Below are 20,562 nucleotides of genomic sequence, written 5' to 3'. Positions count from 1 at the left end.
GAGATGGCGGAGACGAGGCTGATCCAGAGCCGGTACCGGCTGCTCGATCTGATCGGGCGGGGCGGTATGGGTGAGGTGTGGCGTGCCCGTGACGAGTCGCTGGGGCGGCAGGTGGCCGTGAAGTGCCTCAAGCCGCTCGGTCCCCATCATGATCAGTCCTTCACCCGTGTCCTGAGGGAGCGGTTTCGGCGCGAGGCCCGGGTGGCCGCCGCGCTCCAGCACCGCGGCGTGACCGTGGTGCACGACTTCGGCGAGTCCGACGGCGTGCTGTTTCTGGTGATGGAGCTGCTGGAGGGGCGCAACCTGAGCCAGCTCCTGGAGGACAACAAGCAGCATCCGTTACCGGTCGCCGATGTCGTCGAGATCGCCGACCAGGTGTCCGCCGCCCTTGCCTACACCCATCAACAGGGCATTGTGCACCGGGACTTGAAGCCCGCGAACATCATGCGGCTCGGCGACGGCACGGTGAAGATCTGCGACTTCGGCATAGCGCGCCTCGGCCACGACATCGGTTTCACCTCCCGGCTGACCGGCACCGGCATTGCGATGGGTACCCCGCACTACATGTCGCCGGAGCAGATCGGCGGCGCCCAGGTCGATCAGCGCAGCGACCTGTACTCCTTCGGGTGTGTGCTCTATGAAATCGCCACCGGGGTGCCGCCGTTCGACCTCGACGACGCGTGGGCGATCCTCATCGGGCACCGCGACACGCCGCCCGAGCCACCGCGACACCACCGCGCCGAACTTCCCGAGTACTTCGAGCGGATCATCCTGGACCTGCTGGCCAAGGAACCGGAGCAGCGCCCGCAGGACGCGCGTGAACTGGGCCACCGGATCGGTGCGGTCCGTACGGCCGCGGTCTACGTGCCCACCGTCGTCGCCCCCGTCGTGGGCCGACCGGACCAGGAGCGGAGGGCCTTGGCGTCGTCGACGCAGGCGCCGCCGTCGCGCGAGCCCGGACCGTCCCCGCGTGAGTCCCTGCCGCCGTCGCGCGAGCCGCGGCTGCCCTCCTGGACCCGGGGCATGACCACCGGCCACAAGGCGACCGGCACGGGATTGCGCGCCACTCCGCCGGACGCCGCGGCGGGCCTGACCGGTGACTGGATCGCCCGCCCGTCCGCCGCGGGCCCCGAGGTACCGGAGCGTTTCGAACGCCCCACACCCGCACCGGAGTTGATCACCACGCTGGCGGGTCGGCACAACGCCGGACTGAGCCTGGGGCGGCTGGGCCGGTGGGCCGAGGCGGGCGAGGTGCACCGCGCGGTCGCCGCCGAACGCGAATACGCCCTCGGCCCGGATCACCCCGACACGCTCGCCAGCCGCTACGAGGTCGGCTTCACGCTCAGCCGCACCGGGCGCCCCGCCGACGCCCTGCGCGAGTACACCCATGTCGCCCGGACCAGGGAGCGGGTGCTCGGTCCCGACCACCCCGAAACCCTGGCCGCCCGTCAGGAAGTAGCGTACGTGCTGGGGCAGTTGGGCCGCCACTTCGAGGCGCACCAGGCTTACACGTCCGTGCTCGCCGCCCGGGAGCGGGCCATGGGCCCCGACCATCCGGACACCCTGCGCTGCCGCCACAACCTCGCCTTCAATCTGAGCAGGCTGGGACGCCTGGAGGACTCGTACCGGATGGCCGACGAGGTTGCCGCCGCCCGGGCCCGGGTGCTCGGCGCGACCCACCCCGACACACTCGTCACGCGATACGAAGTCGCGTACGCACTCGGGCAGTTGGGGCGCTGGCCCGAGGCGCTGCACACCTATCGGGAGGTGGCCGAGGCGCGTGCGCAGGCGCTCGGCCCCGACCACCCGGACACGCTCTCCGCCCGCTACGAGGTCGGCATCAGCCTCGGCCGGCTCGGCCGCAGCACGCAGGCCCTGGAGCTGTACCGGGACCTCATCGACGACCGCACCCGGGTGCACGGCCCCGCCCATCCCGAAACCCTGCGCGCCCGGCACGGACTCGGCGTCAACCTCGGCCGGATGGGGCGCTGGGAGGAGGCGCTCGCCGAGTCCCGTGATGTGGGCGCGATCCGCGAGCGCGTCCTCGGCGCCGATCACCCGGACACCCTCGTCAGCCGCCGGGAGGTCGCGGTCGGCCTCGGCTGGCTGGGCCGCTGGGCCGACGCCCTCACCGAGTACCGGAGTGTCGCCGCCGCCCGCGAGCGTGTCCTCGGCGCCGACCATCCCGACGCCCTGGCCAGCCGCAATGACGAAGCCCACTGCCTGGAGCAGCTGGGGCGCGGCCAAGAGGCGGTAGAGCTCTACCGGAGGGTGGCAGCGCTGCGGCAGCAGCGGGCGGCCGAAGGACGGTGAGGGCCACCGGAAGGGGAGCCCCCGCCCCATCCGGGTGCCCGCCGCCTGCCGCGCACCTCTGGCCGTCCTAGATCATCGCGTGTTACCAAGAACCATGCCTGCACACGAGGGATACGACGTCGTGATCGTCGGCGGGGGTCACAACGGCCTCGTCGCCGCCGCCTACCTGGCCCGGGCCGGACGGTCCGTGCTGGTGCTCGAGCGCTTGGGGAACACCGGCGGCGCCGCCGTGTCCACCCGGCCGTTCGCCGGGGTCGACGCGCGGCTGTCGCGCTACTCGTACCTGGTCAGCCTGCTGCCCCGGAAGATCGTGCGGGATCTGAGCCTCGACTTCCGGGTCCGCGGACGCACGGTGTCCTCGTACACGCCCGTGGAGCGCGACGGACGGCCCACCGGACTGCTCGTCGGGGGCGGCGAGCGACGCACCCGGCAGGCGTTCGGGCAGCTGACCGGATCGGACCGCGAGTACGAGGCCTGGCGGACCTTCTACGGCATGACCGGCCGGGTCGCCCAGCGGGTCTTCCCGACGCTCACCGAGCCGCTCCCCACGCGCGAGGAGCTGCGTGGCCGTGTCGACGACGAGGAAGCCTGGCGGGCGCTCTTCGAGGAGCCGGTCGGCGTCGCCGTAGAGAAGTACTTCGCCGACGATCTCGTACGAGGTGTCGTCCTCACCGACGCCCTCATCGGCACCTTCGCGGACGCCCACGACCCGTCCCTGCGGCAGAACCGCTGCTTCCTCTACCACGTGATCGGCGGCGGCACCGGCGCCTGGGACGTCCCGGTCGGCGGCATGGGCGCCCTCACGGACGCGATCGCCGCGGCGGCGCGGGGCGCGGGCGCGGTGATCGCCACCGGCCATGAGGCGGTACACATCGAAACCGACGGACGGTCCGCCGAGGTCACCTACCGGACCGCGGACACGGAGGGCGTGGTCGAGGCCAGCCACGTCCTCGTGAACGCCTCGCCGCAGGAGCTGGCGACCCTCACCGGCGACCAGCCGCCCGCTCCCGCCGAGGGCGCCCAGCTCAAGGTGAACATGCTGCTCAAGCGGTTGCCGAAGCTGCGCGACAGCTCCGTCAACCCGCGCGAGGCGTTCTCAGGGACCTTCCACGTCGCCGAGGGCTACGAACAGTTGGCGACCGCCCACGCGCAGGCCTCGGCCGGTGAACTGCCCACCGCGCCGCCCTCCGAGATCTACTGCCACTCGCTCACCGACCCCAGCATCCTCGGCCGGGACCTGGTCGACCAGGGCTACCAGACCCTCACCCTCTTCGGCCTGCACACACCCGCCCGGCTCTTCGCACGCGACCACGACGCCGTCCGCGACGAGCTGCTGAGGTCGACCCTGGCGCAGCTCGACGCGCACCTCGTCGAACCGCTCGCCGACTGCCTGGCCGTCGACGCGGACGGCCGCCCGTGCATCGAGGCGAAGACCCCGCTCGACCTGGAACGCGACCTGCGGCTGCCCGGCGGCAACATCTTCCACCGCGACCTCGCCTTCCCGTATGCGCAGGAGGGCACGGGCCGCTGGGGTGTCGAGACCCGGCAGGCGAACATCCTGCTGTGCGGGGCGGGCGCGGTGCGCGGCGGCGGGGTGAGCGGGGTGCCCGGGCACAACGCGGCCATGGCCGTGCTGGAGGAAGCCGCGAAGGGGCGCTGAGGGCCGTCCCGAGCCGCAAGTTATCTGACGGAGCATCAGAAAAGGCCTTCCCTCGTCCCGAGGACTGCGGCATTCTGCGGCCATGCAGACGGAGCTGAGCAAGGAACTGGGAGTCGAGCACGCCATTTTCGGCTTCACGCCGTTTCCCGCCGTCGCCGCGGCCATCAGCCGGGCGGGCGGGTTCGGCGTGCTCGGCGCGGTCCGCTACACCTCTCCCGACGACCTCAAGCGCGACCTCGACTGGATCGAGGCGCACGTCGACGGCAAGCCCTACGGCCTGGACGTCGTGATGCCCGCCAAGAAGGTCGAAGGCGTGAGTGAGGCGGACGTCGAGGCCATGATTCCCGAGGGGCACCGGCAGTACGTCAAGGACACCCTCGCCAAGTACGGTGTGCCGGAACTCGCCGAGGGGGAGGCGTCCGGGTGGCGCATCACCGGGTGGATGGAGCAGGTCGCCCGCACCCAGCTCGACGTCGCCTTCGACTACCCGATCAAGCTGCTCGCCAACGCGCTGGGCTCACCGCCCGTCGATGTCGTGCAGCGCGCACATGAGCAGGGGGTCCTGGTCGCGGCCCTCGCGGGCAGCGCCCGGCACGCGCGCAAGCACGCGGAGGCGGGCATCGACATCGTCGTCGCGCAGGGCTACGAGGCGGGCGGCCACACCGGGGAGATCGCATCAATGGTGCTCACTCCCGAGGTCGTGGACGCCGTCGACCCGCTGCCCGTACTGGCGGCGGGCGGTATCGGCAGCGGTGAGCAGGTGGCCGCCGCGCTCAGCCTCGGTGCCCAGGGCGTATGGCTCGGCTCCGTATGGCTCACCGTCACGGAGGCCGAGATGCACTCGCGCGGCGTGACCCGGAAACTGCTCGCCGCCGGGTCCGGTGACACCGTCCGCTCGCGCGCCCTGACCGGCAAGCCGGCGCGTCAACTGCGTACCGAGTGGACCGACGCCTGGGACGACCCGAACGGCCCCGGCACGCTCCCCATGCCGCTCCAGGGGCTGCTGGTGGCCGAGGCGGTCTCCCGTATCCAGAAGTACGAGGTGGAGCCGCTGCTCGGGACACCCGTAGGGCAGATCGTCGGCCGGATGAACAGCGAACGCAGCGTCCAGGCCGTCTTCGACGACCTGACCCGCGGCTTCGAGAGCGCCGTCGACCGCATCAACCGGATCGCGGGAAGGAGCGCCCGATCATGAGCACATCACCGAACGGCTTCTGGGCCCAGGCCACCGCCGACCCCGAGCGGACGGTCCTCATCACCCCGGACGGGGACGAGTGGACCGCGGGACGCCTGCACGCCTCGGCCAACCGACTGGTCCACGGGCTGCGCGCCGCGGGGCTCGAGCGCGGCGACGCCTTCGCGGTCGTGCTGCCCAACGGCGTCGAGTTCTTCGTCGCGTACCTCGCCGCCGCTCAGGCCGGCTTCTATCTCGTGCCCGTCAACCACCACCTTGTCGGCCCCGAGATCGCCTGGATCGTCGCGGACTCGGGTGCCAAGGTGCTCATCGCCCACGAACGGTTCGCCGACGCGGCGCGCCCTGCCGCCGACGAGGCGAAGCTCCCCGCGGCACAGCGGTACGCGGTCGGCGACATGGCGGGCTTTCGGCCGTACGCCGAACTCCTCGACGGGCAGCCCGAGTCGGCGCCCCCCGACCGCACCCTCGGCTGGGTCATGAACTACACCTCGGGCACCACGGGACGCCCGCGCGGCATCCGGCGTCCGCTGTCCGGCAAGCTCCCCGAGGAGGCATACCTCGGCGGCTTCCTCGGCATCTTCGGCATCAAGCCGTTCGACGACAATGTGCACCTCGTCTGCTCACCGCTCTACCACACCGCCGTCCTCCAGTTCGCGGGCGCTTCCCTGCACATTGGCCACCGCCTGGTGCTGATGGACAAGTGGACGCCCGAGGAGATGCTCCGTGTCATCGATGCCCACGCGTGCACGCACACCCACATGGTGCCGACCCAGTTCCACCGCCTGCTCGCGCTGCCGGACGAGGTGAAGGCGTGCTACGACGTGTCGTCGATGCGGCACGCCATCCATGGCGCCGCCCCCTGCCCGGACCATGTGAAACGGGCCATGATCGAGTGGTGGGGCGACAGCGTCGAGGAGTACTACGCGGCCAGCGAGGGTGGCGGAGCCTTCGCGACCACCGAGGACTGGCTGAAGAAACCCGGCACGGTCGGCAAGGCCTGGCCCATCAGCGAACTCGCCGTCTTCGACGACGACGGCAACCGGCTGCCGCCCGGCGAACTCGGCACCGTCTACATGAAGATGAGCACCGGCGGATTCGCCTACCACAAGGACGAGACCAAGACGAGGAAGAACCGCATCGGCGACTACTTCACCGTCGGCGACCTGGGCTGTCTCGACGAGGACGGCTATCTCTTCCTCCGCGACCGCAAGATCGACATGATCATCTCGGGCGGGGTCAACATCTACCCGGCCGAGATCGAGGCCGCGCTGCTCACCCACCCCGCCGTCGCCGACGCGGCAGCCTTCGGCATCCCGCACGACGACTGGGGCGAGGAGGTCAAGGCCGTCGTCGAGCCCGCGCCCGGACACGAACCGGGAGCGGCCCTCGCCGCGGACATCCTGGACCACTGCGCGCGGCGGCTCGCCGGGTACAAGCGACCCAAGAGCGTCGACTTCATCGAGACGATGCCGCGCGACCCGAACGGAAAGCTGTACAAGCGGCGGCTGCGGGATCCGTACTGGGAGGGCCGCACCCGAGCGGTATGACGCGGGCCATGGCGGCGACCTGTCCTACGCCCCCGAGAGTTGTTCGCCGGGCAGCCCCACGCCCCCCCATGGGTGCCGGAAACCGTGAACACTTTCCGCGAAAGTGTTCACGGTTTCCGAGGAGGGTCCCCGGCGGCGGGTCGTCAACAGCGTCCCGAGGGGGGCCAGGACCACATTCCTGCCGTCAGCGGTGTGCGCTCACGCGGATCACCCTCAGCCCCGAAGACGACAGGATGTCCTTCTCGCAGAAGCGGGACGTGACCCACTTCTCGCCCGAGAACAGCCGCGTCTGGTCGCTGTAGTGCCGCGCGTTCGGGTTCGACGACTGGGAGTACGTCAGCAAAGTGCGGGCGACCGGGCAGCGGCCGCCGTCCCAGCCGACAGCCTGGATGTACGACGACCCGGTGGTGACCTCGGTGTATCCGCCGGCCGCCGGGTTCCACACAGGCTCGACCTTGTTCCACACGCCGAGCGACTCCGTGCCGCCGGGCACGGGGATGCGCTGACCGCCCCGTACGACGAACTGGTTCGCGCCGAGCCGCCCGTCGAGCGCGATGCCCGACGTGCGCAACTCGGTCACGGCGTCGGCGAGCGCCCTCGAGAGGCCCGGCGCTTCGGTGTTGAGCGTGTTCGGGGTGTGGACCGGGTCCGCCGCCGAGAAGGGGACCTTCCAGAGCTGCGCGGCCGGGACCGCGGCCGTCACCTTCCGCCAGAACCGGTCGAACAGCAGAGCGCCCCGGCTGCCGGTGTTCATGGAGTGGTCCCAAGCCGCCAGCACACCGCACGCCTCGGACACATCAACGACGGTGCCATCACTGCTCGTTGCCGTGCCACCGGGCAGCGCGGCGCACACGCGCGCCACGTCGTCCGCGACGAGATCACCCGCGGGCACGCGGTTCGCGAACTGCTGCGCCTGAAGATCCCGTACGGTCAGACGGCTCTTCTCCGCCATCGCCGCCACGTCCTCGACCGCGCCGCGCGTGCGCAGGGAGCGCGGCGTTGCGATCGTGCCGAAGACCCGCTCGTACCCGGTCAACGGCCGGTCCGCGTTGGCCAGCCAGGCGCTGTCGTTGGAGTTCACCGACGGCGGCGTGCGGCTGCGGCAGACGAAGCACCGTGCCGCACGCACAAGTCACCGCCCCTACGCCGAAGCTCCCGCCGCCCCGGACGGGGAGGCAGAGTACCCGGGCACACTCGTCGCGTGAAACCCGGTGTCCACTCCCGGGGATCAACCTCCAAGGCCGGGTAGTTAGCGTTTTCGCAGGTCCCGCAAGCGAGTTGAAGGATTCTTGACGCAGAGCAACGGAGCTCGTTGGTACAGGCAGTCGACCAAGACAGCTTGTCCCGAAGGAGCTCCGTTGCCTCGTCATTGTGTCCTGCCGTCTCCACTGACGGCCATCACCCGAACGGTCACCGTGGCCGCGGGCCGGTTCGCTCCAGGGCATCTGGGGGAACTGACGGCGGTCGTGCCGTTTGAGCTGGTGGACGCGGTCCTTGCGGAGACGCGGACGGTGCAGCAGCGGCTGCGTGATCTGCCGTCGCGGGTCGGGGTCTACTTCTTGCTGGCGATGTGCCTGTTTCCTGAGGTCGGCTATCGCCTCGTCTGGGACAAGCTGACCGCGGGTCTGTCCGGGATGCCGGTGGTCTGTCCGTCGGCGAAGGCGTTGCGTGACCTGCGCCGGCGGATCGGCAGCGCGCCTGTGCGGGCGTTGTTCGAGGTGCTGACGGGGTTGCTGGCCCGGCCGACGACGCCGGGGGTGCGTTTCGGTGCGTACCGGTTGGTGTCGTTCGACGGCTGCAGTTCGCTGAGGGTTCCCGATTCCGAGCGGAACCGGACCTGGCTGGGCAGGACTTCGCATCATGGCTATCCGACGCTGGAGTTGATGACGCTGGTCGAGACCGGCACCCGGGCCCTGGTCGGCGCGGTGTTCGGCCCCACCGCCGAGGGCGAGACGAGCTATGCTCGCCGGCTGCTGCATCTGCTGCGGCCGGACATGCTGGTGCTGTGGGACAAGGGATTCGACAGCAACGCCTTCCTCGCGGCGGTCACCGACACCGGCGCCCAGGTCCTGGGACGGCTCCGCAGCAACCGGCGCACGCCGGTCCTCACTCGCCTCGCTGACGGCTCCTACCTGTCGGTGATCGGCACCGTGAAAGTGCGGATCATCGACGCACAGATCGCCGTGACCTGCGCGGACGGCACGTCCTTCACCGGGTCCTACCGACTGGTCACCACCCTGACCGACGCCCGCCGTTACCCCGCCACCGCGCTGGTGGGTCTCTATCACCAGCGGTGGGAACACGAATCGGCGTACTACGCGCTCCGCCACACGATCATGAACGGGCGCAACCTGCGTTCGGGCGACCCGGCAGGCATCGAGCAGGAGATGTGGTCCCTGCTCACGCTCTACCAGGCCCTGCGCACCCTGATGGTCGACGCCGCCGAGTCCCTCCCCGGCACCGACCCGGACCGCTGCTGTTTCAGCATCACGCTCCACACCGCCCGCGACCAGGTGATCCAGGCCACCGGCATCGTCACCACGGACACCGATCGGGACACTCTCCTCGGAACCATCGGCCGCCGGATCCTGACCGGCCTGCTCCCTCCCCGCCGACAACGGGTCAGCACCCGCAAAGTCAAGTCACCGATGTCCCGCTACAGCGAAGGACGCAAAGACGGCCGCCCCGACACCAGCCGCACCGTCACCCACCTCAACGTCACTGTCCTCGAACCCCTGGATCACTCACCCGCACTTCCCTCGGCCTCCCGGGACGACCGGCACGCCGCCCCAGCCGCGCGGCGCCGACACCGCATCCCGGCCCTGCTCCAGGAAGACCCCACGCGTCTCTGGCAGCCCCGTGACATCGCCGCCCACTTCGGCGATGTCACTCTGGAGACCATGTACAGACAACTGAATCGGTGGGCCGCCAGCGGCCTCATCCACAAACTCGGCCCCGGCCTCTACGCCGCAACACCATGGTCTCCAGCCCCACTTGCGTGACCTGCGAAAACGCTAACTACCCGGCCTTGGATCAACCTCACTTCCATGGCTCCCCCCCCAAGGGCGTGTCGATCACCTGATTCTGCCGTGCGGGCCGCCGTGCGGCCGTCGCTTTCCGCCAGCCGTGAAGCAGGCTGGTCCGGTACACCGGCTCAGGGCGTAGGTTCGCAGCGGTTGGCGGCGAATTCTGCGCGTCGTGCTGCTGGTTCTATCGCCGCCGGTGACGCCAGTGCTGGTGGACTTTCAGGACCTCGTAGCTCCATGTCGTCTGCTGCTGGGCGACGTTCGGACCCCATGACAGCCCGAGGACCACGCCGCCATCAGGTGTGCGTCCCCGGTTTTTTTGGTCTGTATCTGCCCGCAGATCAACGATCTCGGACTGTCTTCCTCAGAACGGGGCTCTGCCGGTGCGTGCATCTTCAATCCGGCACGCCTGCTTGGCCCTGCCCTGCTCAGACACTGAGCAGCAGGAAGTCCCGGACCACTCGCACGTGCCGGTGGGGCGTGAGCTCGTCTCGGAGGTCCTCAAGGGCGTCCGAGGGCCGGGAGGAGTTGAGGGTGGCGTTCTGAGTGAAGGCGTCCGTCGCGACGGCGCACGCGGCGTCCAGGTCACCGAGCTGCAGGTGGGCGCGGGCGGTGCGGGTGAGGTAGAGGACGTAGTCGCGGACGTAGCCGTCGGCCGCGTACTGGACGTGGCGTGCCTGATCGAAGTGGGTCAGGGCGCGGCGGGGGTCATCGAGATCGAGGGCGGAGGACCCGGCGAGCATCTCGATCTCGCCTTTTATGTTGGCGCTTCAATCTGTCTCACAGATCACGCAGTTACGAGAGCGCCACTGCTGTCTCAGGGGGCTACATGGAGCGCATGCGTACGTCGTCCGTCCTAGATGCCGAAGACGAGAGAGGTCTTGCAGAGGAGGAGCGTCAGGAAGCCGTCGTTCTGATGCACCGCACGTCGGCGGCACGGGCGTGCGGTGACTGGGGGTTCGACGCGTCCGCCGTGTTGGAGCGGGCTGGCGTACGCGACAGCAAGTGGTTCGTGCTCGGAGCCGACGGCTCGTACGACGTGCACCTGAACAGGTTCGGCCGGGAGCTGGACAGTTGGGGCGTGCGGTCGGACAACGGCCACGAGGGCTACATGCGCGACGTCATGCTGTACTGCCGGTTCCTGCACGAGTCGCGAGGCGGGAAGTCGATCTGGGAGACCGACAGCGATGACCTGAAGGCGTACAAGGCGGTCCGGCTGCGGATGGAGGGCCCGGATACGGTCTCGGCCTCCACATGGCGGCGGTCGATCGCGGCGCTCGACAAGTGGGTGCAGTGGTCGCTCTACGAAGAGCTGCTGACGCGGGAGCCGTTCCGGTACGTCGACAAGACGGTCATGACGCCTCAGGGCCCGAAGCGGGTGCGGATCAACGCCGAGTACGACGTGGACGACGACGAAGAGCCGCTGCGGATCGTGCAGTTCGTCGACTATCTGCTGTGGCGGAACGTGGGGCTGCGGGGCGAACTGCCCGACGGGCGGCCGGATCCGACGTGGCGGGGGCGCCACGGCGAGCGCAACGCGTTGTTCGCGGACTCGCTCGTCTACACAGGGATGCGGCTTGGCGAGGGGGCGAGTCTGCTCGCGACCGAGCTGCCGCCGGTGGCCGGCAGCCGGGTCCGGGGCGATGTCCATCTGTCGTCAGCGGTGACCAAGCGGCACAGGGCCCGGACGGTCTACGCGAACCTGCGGACGCTGCGGTCGTGGCACCACTACCTGGCCATCGAGCGGGACGCGATGGTGCAACGAGCCTGGGCTCGCGGGTACTTCGCGAAGGTCGAGGACTTCGTGCCGGTGCGGCGGGCGGGCCGGCACGCGCTGACCGTCGCGGGCAACAACCGGGCCTGGTCGTATTCGAAGATCGGCGTCGAGTCACGCCGGAAGCTGTTCCGCGTCGATGCCGCCGGGCGGCCCCAGGAGCCGCTGGCGCTGTGGCTGGGAGAGGACGGCCAGCCACTGAAGCCGTCGACATGGCAGTCCGCGTTCCGTCGGGCGAACGAGCGGTGTGCTTCGTTCGGGATCGACCTGATGGTCACCCCTCATGTCCTGAGGCATGTTTTCGCTGTTCAGATGCTTGGGCTGATGCTCAGGCAGACCATCCGGGCACTCGGCCAGAGCGAGGACCGGCACTTCACCCGCGCCGAGCTCAAGCGGCTGCTGTTCGGCAGCCCGATGCGCAAGTTGGCGAAGCTGCTTGGCCATGCGCAGGAGTCGACGGTCTACATCTATCTAGACCTGCTGGATGAGTTCCAGGAGATCGTGTTGTCCGCCCTCGCCGAGTGGGACGCGCAGGTCTCCGCCTTGGAGGCGGTCCGTGTGGAAGCGGAGGCAGCGTGAGCCCGCGGCGGGTCCGCTTCCCCGCGGCGGTGGACGTTCCCGCGCCGCCGGAACCGGTGCCGAGGATCGGGCCGGTCGCCTTCACCTTGCGGTTTGACCGCGAAGAGCATCACTTCGATCTGTCGTATCTGCCCTGCCCGCGGCTGGTCCGCGCGCTGGCGGGCGTGCTCAGCGGGATCGGCGGCGACGAGGGGACGCTGCACAGGGTGGACTCGTTTCGTCAGATGATCACCTCCGTCCGGTTGTTCGTGGGCTTCGTCGCCGCGGCCGAACCGGCGGAGGCAGAGGACCTCACGGCCGGAGACCTGGAGCCGGCACTGCTGGACGCCTTCGAGGACCACCTGGTCAACAAGTTCCCGGAGGGCAGCGGACGGCCCTACACGATCCTGATGGACATCGTGCGGCTGCTGCGCGGCATCCACGCGGAGGACGGGGACACCTTCAGCGTCGAGACCCAGGCCCGGATCGGCTTCACGGCGACGACGGCGGAGCGGCCGGCGGACAAACCGCTGGACGCCTACCCGCTGCCGGTGTTCGAGCGGATCGAAGCCGCCGCGCGGAAGGACGTGCGCGCGATCCGGGACCGGATCCTGCGTGGTGAGCGCCTCGCCGAGCAGGGTGAGGATCCCGAGACCGGCGGCTGGGGGCGACTGGAGAACGTGCTCTGGTACATCGCACACCACGGGCCGCTCACCCCGGAACACCGCCGACGGCACAAGGAAGTTGTCGCGCTGGGCGGCATCCGGCTGCTCAACTCGCACCTGTTCTTGACCAAGGCCGACATGGTGCCGTTCCTGTCCCTGCTGATCTGCCAGACGGGGCTGGAGCCCGAGTGCGCGAAGAAGCTCCGGACCAACTGCCTGGTGAATCCGGCGCGCGGGTTCGTGAGCATCGCCTACGTCAAGAAGCGGGCCCACGTCCACGCGCACAAGACCATGCGTGTGTCGGACGGCGGTGCTCTCCACTTCCCGGGCGGCCTGATCCGGCTCGCACTGCGGCTGACCCAGCGCGCGCGTGAGATCACCGGCTCGGATGCGCTGTGGAATGTGGTCTTGGACAACGAGGTCCGCGCGGTCTATCTCCGCGGGCCAGGCCGCTCCCATATAAGTCGTGACGCGGGGTTATGGATGGCCCGCCACAAGATCGACCAGATGACGGACCGCGGGGGCGGCGCGGTGTCGATGGACATGCGGCGCCTGCGCAAGAGCCACAAGTCGCGGAACTACCTGCGGGCCGGCGGCATCCTCGACGACTTCGTCTCCGGCCACACCAAGGACGTCGCCGCCGGTCACTACGCGGACATCGAGGCCCACCGTGAGGTCCACGAGCAGGCGGTGGAGAACGGACTGAAGGAGGCCCTCGACGCGGCGTTGGCCCCGCCGGTCGTGCTCGAGGACGACGGAAGCCGCCTGGACGACGGCGGCGATGTCCTGGAGCCGGAGGAGGTACGGGTCGCACTCGGCACGGACAACGACGTGTGGCTCGCCTCATGCCGCGACTACTACGACTCGCCCTGGGCGCTGAAGAAGGGAGCCGGGTGCCCCGTCGCCATCTGGGGCTGCCTGGAATGCCCGAACGCCGTGTTCACCACCCGGCACCTGCCCAGCCTGCTGTCCTTCCTCGACTTCCTGGAGGCACAGCGCGGGGAGTACGCGACCGCCGAGTGGCAGGCCCGCTACGGGCTGGCCTGGGAGCGCATCGTCCACGGCATCCGCCCGAAGTTCAGCACGGAGCAGATCGCCACCGCGACCGCGATCGCCGAGGCCGCCGGGCCCCGCCTGTCACTGCCCGCTCAGTTCCTGGAGCTCACCACATGACCCTCGCCCCTCAACCCGTCGTCGGCGTCGGCGCCGCCCCGATCGTCGCCGACGACGAGTACGTGCTGCCCAAGCACCTCACCTCGAAGGCCACGGGCCGCGGGCCCCGGTTCGGGGAGATGGTCTGGGACTTGCGGCCGTTCGTCTTGCGCACCACCACCCACGCCCGTCTGGATTTCTCCTCCGGCTTCGCCGACGAGATCGCTGTCCGCACGGCCAAGGAATGCCTGTTCTCCCGCTTCCGACGCGGCATCCCCGCCAGCTACATGAGTGCCTCCAGGGTGAAACCGCTGAAGCTGACCGGGGCTACCCAGGCAATGCACCACCTGCGCGCGGTCCTCGCCGACCTGCGGGCGGTCGGGGCGCCCCGGCTCACCCAGGTGCGGCGTGATCACCTGGTAGCCGTGCTCGACCAGTGGAAGACCGGGTCCGTCGAGACCGCGGCATGCCTGGTCACGACCCTGAAGCAGTTGTCCGCCCATGGTCCCTTCCTGAGCTGGGACCGGCTGACGATCCACCCCTGGCCGGGACGCTCGGCGGCAGCGGTCGCCGGCCGGCCACCCCGGTCAAAGGAGAACTCCACCGACCGGATCCCGGAGCACATCATGGCGCCCTACCTGCGGGGCGCCGTGTTCTACGTGACGACCGCCAGCAAGGACATCCTGGCAGGCCAGCGCACGCTGGAGGAGCTGCGGGCGGCGGCAGAGCGCAAACCGTACGCCTACGGCCGGGGCCGGGCCATGTTCGCGGCGCTCGCCGCCGAGCGCGAGGCCGCCGGGCGCGGGCTGCCCGCGCTGCCGCTGGAGATGGCGCACCTGCGGCCGGACGCGCCCGTGGTCGACGGCGTCGTCCAGGCCCCGAACGTGACGTTCATCGAGTTGTTGATCGGGGGCTATGGTGCTGACCCTGGCCTGCGGCGGATGATCGACGAGGCCGGGGACGAACTGGGCTACGAGCCAGGCGGTTTGGATTCGCCTATCTCGCCATGGTCGGAGTCCGGCCGCCCCTGGCGCCCGCGGTTGGACCCGTTCAGCGTGAAGACCGAGCTCCAGTATCTGCGGACAGCCTGCTGGGCGGCGATCGCTTACCTCAGTGGCATGCGAGACGCCGAAGTGCGGGAACTCAGCCGCGATTGCGCGTTCACCGAGCCGGGTGACGACGGACGCCTCCGCCACAAGATCCGCGGACGCGTCTACAAACACCGCAAGCTCAGCGGGGACGAGGCCGAGTGGGTCGTGCTGGAGATCGTCCACCAGGCCATCGAGGTGCTCCGGGCGATCAACAACTGCCCGCAGTACCTGTTCGGCTGGGGTCCGCGGGAGACCGGCTTCGCGCTGATGCGTGCCATCCCTGGACGGCTCCGCCGGTTCCGGGACCACCTCAATGATCTCTTCGGCACCGACGAGGGGCTGTTCGTCCCCAACGACACCAGCGCGGTCGAACTCGACGACGACCCGGACGCCGACGCCCCCGACAGCGAGGAGGACGCCGACACCGAGGAGGATGCAGCAGAGGACGGCGAAGGGGTGCCGTGGGCCTTCACGACGGTCCAGTTCCGCAGGACCGTGGCCTGGCACATTGCGCACCAGCCGTTCGGCGTCGTCGCCGGAACACGTCAGTACCAACATTCCCGAACTGTCATGTTTGAGGGGTATGCCGGGACGTCGGAGTCCGGGTTCGCCGCCGAGGTGGCCAGCAACGAAGCGGCTGCCCGGCTGGACTACCTCGAAGACCTCTACCGGGACTGGACCGACGGCGGCGCCTCCGCCGGCGGGGCCGCCGAGCGGATCTCGGCGGAGTTCGAGCGGATCCGCCGCGAGCTCGGGGACTTGCCCGGTGTCGTCGCGTCGTCAGCCCGGCTGCGGACGATGCTGCAGCACCTGACCAAGACTCTGCACCCGGGGGTGCTGAACGACTGCTTCTTCCAGGCCGCAACCGCCATCTGCCGCAAGCGCGCCAAGGCCCTCGGCCGCCCGGTGCCGCTGCACAACATGTGTCTGCACTGCCCCAACGCGCGCCGGTCGGCGGTGCACCTGCCCCGGCTCACCACGGCGCGGAATCAAGCCGTGTCGGTGCTGGACCTGCCCAAGAAGGAGCGCGAGGCACTGCCCCGGCTGCAGGTGATCGCGCTGACCGACTACGCCACCGAACTCGACGAACTGATCCAGAGCATCACCACCGACGACAGCACGGAAGGCGCGGGGGCAGCGTGAACGACGAGACACGGCTGCGTATCCGGCACGCGTTCGACCGGCTCTCGGCGGGCGGCAGAGTGCTGACCGACATCGACCGCGCGCTGATGGAGGCGTTCGAGCGGCTGATGCACGGGCTGCCTGAACTCACCGATGGCAAGATCACGATCGTGAATCTGTGCACCGAGGCCGGTGTCTCCCGCGCTTCGTTCTACCGCTCGCCGGTTGCGCAGGCGGTGAAGGAGATCCTGGAAGCGCCGCAGACGCGCCGTCCGGAACCGGAGGAACTGCGGGCGGAAGTCGCCCGGCTGAAGAAGACAGAGCGCGAGCTTCGCAGCGACTATGCCGCCGAGATCCGCGAACTGAAGGACACCCTGGCCACGTACGCCAACCAGATTCAGGTCCTGACCTTGCGCAACGTCGAACTGGAGACTCAGAACGCCCATCTCCTCGAACGGCTGCGGCAGTCCGGGGACAACGTCGCGGTCCTGCCGGTCCCGAGCCCTCCTTTGCCCTGACTGGGCGCGTCACCTGCCGTTTCGCGTGGCTGTGAGAAACAGCGGGAGCACGCTCGTTGCCGTCGTGCGTCGGAGCTGCCGCGAGCCTGCCCCGGTCGCCTCCCCACGTGGCGTTCACAACCTCCCCGGCCAGACATCTAGGGACCCGCGTGTACCTGGCAGGCCCAAAGACTTGGGGTCTGGGGATACGTGTCGCGCAGCGCGCACACGGTGGAGTGCAGTGCCTCTGCTGTCCGGTTGACATCCAACGCGTTGTCGCCCGTGACTAGGGCCTCGTACACGTCCTGGGCGACACCGGCTCCGATCGTGTCGTCGACGTGCCACAGCGAGCCGACGACATGGGGGAAGCCCGCGATCTGGAGGGCGCTGACGATGTGGACGGCCTCGTCGGCGAGTTCGGGGCTGGTGCGCAGAGTGTCGCAGGCGGAGAGGTAGGCGAGCTGGACCGACGGCAGCCTGAGCCGGGCGAGGTCGCGGACGGTGAGCGGATGTTCGGCGTGATCGTGCAGGACGAGCCGGCTGGCGGACGGGCGCTCGAGCTCCCCCAGGGCGTGGCAGGCGAAGTGTGCATACGCGTACCGAGGCAGGGCGGAGACCACCGCGGAGTGAGTGGCGGACGCGCCGGTCAGCACCTGAGCGCTGGGCAGCAGCCGGGCGAGGTGTTCGGCTTCACGGCGCGCGGCGGGCAGCGGTGCGAGGCCGCTGGCTTCGCCGACGGCGACGACGAGCGCATCGGTGCCCGCGGGGCGGGCGGCGCGTTGCCGGGCGTGGTGCAGAGCCCGCAAAGTCGGCGTGTACGAGGAGACGACCCGGTCTAACGCACCTGGCGCACCTCCTTGGGGGGTCGCGGCATGCAACGGCAGGGTGCCGAGGACGCCGCCGGGCGCCCACCACACACGGGGCAGCGGTCCGGCGGGGGCGGCCGGGATGCCCAGGTGGTCGAGGACGGGTCCGGTGACCGCTTGCCACAGCCAGGTGAGCGTGTCGCGGACGACTTGTTGTGCGCGCAGGGACTCGGTGCGGGAGGTTCGGGGCGTCTCGATACGCGACAGCGCGTCCTGGAGGGCCTGCCGGCGGGCCGATGTCGTCGCTGGATCCAGCCCAGGGAGTGGTACGGCGTCGATGGATCGCTGGGTGACGACCAGTGCGTCGCTCCCGTACGGGGAGACGTTGACCAGTACCACCGGGCCTGCCGCGGCTGTCGCGCGCAGTTCCCGCTCGTCCCACTCCCGCACCGACCGCAGCAGGCCGAGTTCCGGGTGCTCGGCGCGGATACGCCCGGTCAGCTCTCGCCACTCGGCGGCCAGCCGCTGCCGCAGATCGGCGCCGGCGTCGGGGCCGTGCGCGGCGCCGGGGATCTCTTCTTCGAGGAATCCCTGATCCTGGCTGTCGGTAGCCGTGTCCAGGGCATCCCGGAGTTCTTCGAAGCGGTTGGCGAGGTCCGGGGCCGCCTCCCGGAGCCGGGTCAGATCGCTGTCGGCGTCGAAGGCGTGGGAGAGGAGCACACCCCTGGCCTGTTCGAGCAAACCGACCGCGAGCCCGGGGAGGCCGCAGCGCACCGCGCAGGCCGCCGCTGCGGCACCCAGCCCGACGGCTCGGCTCAGCAGTAACTCCTGGTCGTCGCGGGCGAGATGGCGGGGCGCGACGGAGTTCAGGAGGTCAACCGCCACCGCATAGCCGTCCAATGCGCCTGCCCAGTCACCGAGCTCCGCCTGGAGGTTGCCCCAGAACCGTGCGGCATCCAGGCGCTGGGAAGGGGCGCAATGCTGTTGCAGGGCCCCTTCCTGGTACGCCTCAGCCGCCTTGACCAGGTCGGCTCGAAGGCGGCCCGCCCTCCGGACGACCAGGGCGTGGCCGAGATTCGCCAGTCGCAGGGCGCGCCGGGGGTGGTTGGGCGGGGTGATCTCGATCAGCTGGCGGGCCAGCGTGACCGCCTCGTCCCGGACGTGGTTGCGTGAGCTCGGGAGGCGCGAGCCCGCGGCCACGGCCAGAGCGTTCGGCAGGTCGGGGGAGTTCGGAGGCAGCGCCGCGATCACCATGTCGGCCAGCTTGCGTGCCTCGCGGGCGTCGCCGCGCCGTTGCGTGTGCGCGAAGCGGGTCAACAGGGCGGCGGCGAGGCCGAGGTGCCGGTGGGGCATCAGCGGGTCGCCCTCCGGGGTGAGGGCGAGTGCATCCCTGAAGAGCTTTACTGTCTCGTCGAGTTGGGCGACCAACTCAGGGACGCGCGCAATGGCCAAAGACCGAATGATCCCCACCTTGTCCAGCAGCGTCGCGTGGGGCGCGCGGTCCAGGCCGGGCGATGGCACCGCCCGGCGCCAGCACTCCTGGGCTTCTCGCAGGTCCTCGCCGTCATCGGTCAGCAGGTGCCGCAAACTCAACGCCATGCCCAAGTCGAGCATCCGCGTTTCGAACATCTTGTGCCCTTCGGGGGTAAGTGCCACCGCCTCCCGCTGAGCTCGCACGGCCTCGCTCACCTCCTCTGGGCTTCCCCCCTGCTCGTAGCTGTTCTTCAGCACCTGGCCGAGATGGTGGAGAGCCTCGGGCCGGACCGGGTGGGCCGTCGGCAGGTGCGCGACGGCTTCTCGCAACAGCCGCAGAGCCTCCGCCAGATCCGCGGTGCTTCCTTCCGGATGGTGCTGGTACCGGGCGTATCTGGCTATGGCGGCAGTTTCCAGATCAACCGCGGAGTCAGGCGTCGTCTCCTTCGGTCCGGCAGTTGGGTCTGAGAGGTGCCTGATCGCCGTGTCCAGTTCCGTCGGATCACCGCCGAACAGAGTGAATCGGGCACGCTGCGCGTTGCCCAGGGCTCGGCGTATCGCGGCGGTCTGCTTCGCGTCCCGGGACGCCGGGAGCGCCTCGGTCAGCGCATGGACCGCCTCGTCCAGGTCGTCGGCCCGGCGAGTGCGCTGGCCTCTCAGCAGGAGTGCGATACCCAGGTTGAGCCGTGCAGCCGCCGCTTCCTGAGGAACGCCGGGGACCACCTGGCGGAACAGATCCACAACCTCGTCGTGCCGCTCAAAGTCGCCTTCTTGATCCAGGAGCAGGATCAGCGCGTTTCCCAGTGCGCTGAGGTAGTAGGCCAGGTCCGGGCTCTCCGCAGGCATCTGGGCCAGCACGTCACGCGCGATACCGACAGCGTCGTGCAGGTCTTCTGGGTCGTAGCCCTGCCGGTATCGCTCCAGGAGCTGGATCCCGAGATTACTGAGGGCAGCGAGCCGGTCCGGGGAATCGGACGGGATGCCTTTGAGGGCACGGCGGGCAAACCGGACCCGATCGGCGCCCAGGTCACCGAACGGCCAGGTCATCCCGGCGAGGGTCATCGCGACGGAGAGTCCTTCACTGCGGTCCGCGTACAACGGGTCGTCCTCCGCAGTCGCGAGGACAGACAGAGTGCCGTACCCGATCGCGGAGGCGAGGAGTTTGTCGCGCGAGGGTGTCATGGCGGCGTACTGCGCAGCCGTCTCATAGCCTCGCCGGACATCGGTGGAGGCGTCCGGCGGCGGACTGTGCTGCTGCCCCTCCGCGGCGATCAAGAACGCAACACACTCTCCCGCCCAATCGGCGGGACTGTCGCCATGCCCCGGGTTCGGCCGCGCAGCAGGGTCGATACCCGCGTAGCCCACTGCGAACTCCGGCGGCACGAGCCGTGGATCAACCACCCACACCGGAAAGAGCAGCGCTCCGGCCATGCCTCCGTAGACCCGGCCGTGATCCCCCGAGTCACCCGCCGCGCGAGCAGCACAGAGCCACCCGGCCGCGTGCCGGGCCTCCATATCCGTCGTCGTGTCGGCGATCCTCAGCAGTGCCCGAAGCTCAGCATCCGCCTCGTCGCCGAACACGGCGTCCCTGTTTACACGCATGACGCGATCACGGATCGCCCGGACCAGCCGGTCCCGATCATCCCGCACGTTGCCGAACTCCCCATGCCGACTCCGCCGCCA

The 20,562-nt window shown here is 69.8% G+C and carries 11 protein-coding genes and 1 pseudogene; 9 read left to right on the top strand and 3 right to left on the bottom strand.

The annotated features are described in order from the left end of the window. The first annotated feature begins 3 nt into the window (after positions 1 to 3). From AB0D57_RS17935 to AB0D57_RS17920, 4 genes are all read left to right on the top strand, one after another. The gene (locus AB0D57_RS17935) at positions 4 to 2,313 is read left to right on the top strand and encodes a tetratricopeptide repeat protein (protein ID WP_362073014.1); all 2,310 of its coding nucleotides are present in this window, start codon (positions 4 to 6) and stop codon (positions 2,311 to 2,313) included. 94 nt (positions 2,314 to 2,407) lie between these two features. Next, positions 2,408 to 3,973: an NAD(P)/FAD-dependent oxidoreductase gene (locus tag AB0D57_RS17930; protein WP_362073011.1), complete on the top strand. Its 1,566-nt coding sequence runs from the start codon at positions 2,408 to 2,410 to the stop codon at positions 3,971 to 3,973. An 82-nt stretch (positions 3,974 to 4,055) separates the two neighbouring features. Next, on the top strand, positions 4,056 to 5,168 hold the full coding sequence (locus AB0D57_RS17925) for a nitronate monooxygenase family protein (protein ID WP_362073008.1): 1,113 nt from the start codon (positions 4,056 to 4,058) through the stop codon (positions 5,166 to 5,168). Next, complete coding sequence (locus AB0D57_RS17920) at positions 5,165 to 6,715, top strand: acyl-CoA synthetase (RefSeq protein ID WP_362073005.1); 1,551 nt, start codon at positions 5,165 to 5,167, stop codon at positions 6,713 to 6,715. Before AB0D57_RS17925 ends, AB0D57_RS17920 begins: the two co-directional genes overlap by 4 nt. A gap of 184 nt (positions 6,716 to 6,899) precedes the next feature. Here AB0D57_RS17920 and AB0D57_RS17915 read toward each other — a convergent pair. Beyond that, positions 6,900 to 7,805, bottom strand: a pseudogene (locus AB0D57_RS17915) (penicillin acylase family protein); the annotation flags it as partial. Positions 7,806 to 8,073: 268 nt separating this feature from the next. On the opposite strand from AB0D57_RS17915, the gene AB0D57_RS17910 reads away from it, so the two are divergent. After that, a complete protein-coding gene (locus AB0D57_RS17910) occupies positions 8,074 to 9,717 on the top strand; it encodes an IS4 family transposase (RefSeq protein WP_362073002.1) in 1,644 nt (547 codons plus the stop codon). 452 nt (positions 9,718 to 10,169) lie between these two features. Here AB0D57_RS17910 and AB0D57_RS17905 read toward each other — a convergent pair whose 3' ends face one another. After that, complete coding sequence (locus AB0D57_RS17905) at positions 10,170 to 10,484, bottom strand: hypothetical protein (protein ID WP_362072999.1); 315 nt, start codon at positions 10,482 to 10,484, stop codon at positions 10,170 to 10,172. A gap of 173 nt (positions 10,485 to 10,657) precedes the next feature. On the opposite strand from AB0D57_RS17905, the gene AB0D57_RS17900 reads away from it, so the two are divergent. Genes AB0D57_RS17900 through AB0D57_RS17885 form a run of 4 tightly spaced genes read left to right on the top strand, consistent with a single transcriptional unit; the run spans position 10,658 to position 16,621 of the window. Continuing rightward, positions 10,658 to 12,094, top strand: coding sequence for a tyrosine-type recombinase/integrase (locus tag AB0D57_RS17900; RefSeq protein WP_362072995.1), 1,437 nt, complete (start codon positions 10,658 to 10,660; stop codon positions 12,092 to 12,094). Next, positions 12,091 to 13,911 (top strand): hypothetical protein, encoded by a 1,821-nt coding sequence (locus AB0D57_RS17895; protein WP_362072992.1) that lies wholly within the window; start codon positions 12,091 to 12,093, stop codon positions 13,909 to 13,911. The genes AB0D57_RS17900 and AB0D57_RS17895 overlap by 4 nt, the downstream gene beginning before the upstream one ends. Next, entirely contained in the window at positions 13,908 to 16,124 is a 2,217-nt protein-coding gene (locus AB0D57_RS17890) for a hypothetical protein (protein WP_362072989.1), read from the top strand. The genes AB0D57_RS17895 and AB0D57_RS17890 overlap by 4 nt, the downstream gene beginning before the upstream one ends. Continuing rightward, positions 16,121 to 16,621, top strand: coding sequence for a hypothetical protein (locus AB0D57_RS17885; protein WP_362072986.1), 501 nt, complete (start codon positions 16,121 to 16,123; stop codon positions 16,619 to 16,621). The genes AB0D57_RS17890 and AB0D57_RS17885 overlap by 4 nt, the downstream gene beginning before the upstream one ends. Before the next feature lie 137 nt (positions 16,622 to 16,758). On the opposite strand, the gene AB0D57_RS17880 is transcribed toward AB0D57_RS17885, so the two are convergent. Then, positions 16,759 to 20,481 carry a CHAT domain-containing protein gene (locus AB0D57_RS17880; RefSeq protein WP_362072983.1) on the bottom strand — a complete coding sequence of 1,241 codons (3,723 nt, stop codon included), beginning with the start codon at positions 20,479 to 20,481 and terminating at the stop codon, positions 16,759 to 16,761. Between the last annotated feature and the right edge of the window lie 81 nt (positions 20,482 to 20,562).

Origin of the sequence: Streptomyces sp. NPDC048275, assembly GCF_040652275.1 — a bacterium.
GTDB lineage: Bacteria > Actinomycetota > Actinomycetes > Streptomycetales > Streptomycetaceae > Streptomyces.
The sequence above is the reverse complement of the archived record's forward strand: the minus strand, read 5'-3'. Positions and strand labels throughout refer to the sequence as shown.

Excerpts from the sequence above, each read along its gene's own strand:
- AB0D57_RS17900 (WP_362072995.1), top strand. The coding sequence starts at position 10,658 with ATGCACCGCACGTCGGCGGCACGGGCGTGCGGTGACTGGGGGTTCGAC.
- AB0D57_RS17920 (WP_362073005.1), top strand. The coding sequence starts at position 5,165 with ATGAGCACATCACCGAACGGCTTCTGGGCCCAGGCCACCGCCGACCCC.
- AB0D57_RS17935 (WP_362073014.1), top strand. The coding sequence starts at position 4 with ATGGCGGAGACGAGGCTGATCCAGAGCCGGTACCGGCTGCTCGATCTG.
- AB0D57_RS17925 (WP_362073008.1), top strand. The coding sequence starts at position 4,056 with ATGCAGACGGAGCTGAGCAAGGAACTGGGAGTCGAGCACGCCATTTTC.
- AB0D57_RS17930 (WP_362073011.1), top strand. The coding sequence starts at position 2,408 with ATGCCTGCACACGAGGGATACGACGTCGTGATCGTCGGCGGGGGTCAC.
- AB0D57_RS17905 (WP_362072999.1), bottom strand. The coding sequence starts at position 10,484 with ATGCTCGCCGGGTCCTCCGCCCTCGATCTCGATGACCCCCGCCGCGCC.
- AB0D57_RS17890 (WP_362072989.1), top strand. The coding sequence starts at position 13,908 with ATGACCCTCGCCCCTCAACCCGTCGTCGGCGTCGGCGCCGCCCCGATC.
- AB0D57_RS17880 (WP_362072983.1), bottom strand. The coding sequence starts at position 20,481 with ATGCGTGTAAACAGGGACGCCGTGTTCGGCGACGAGGCGGATGCTGAG.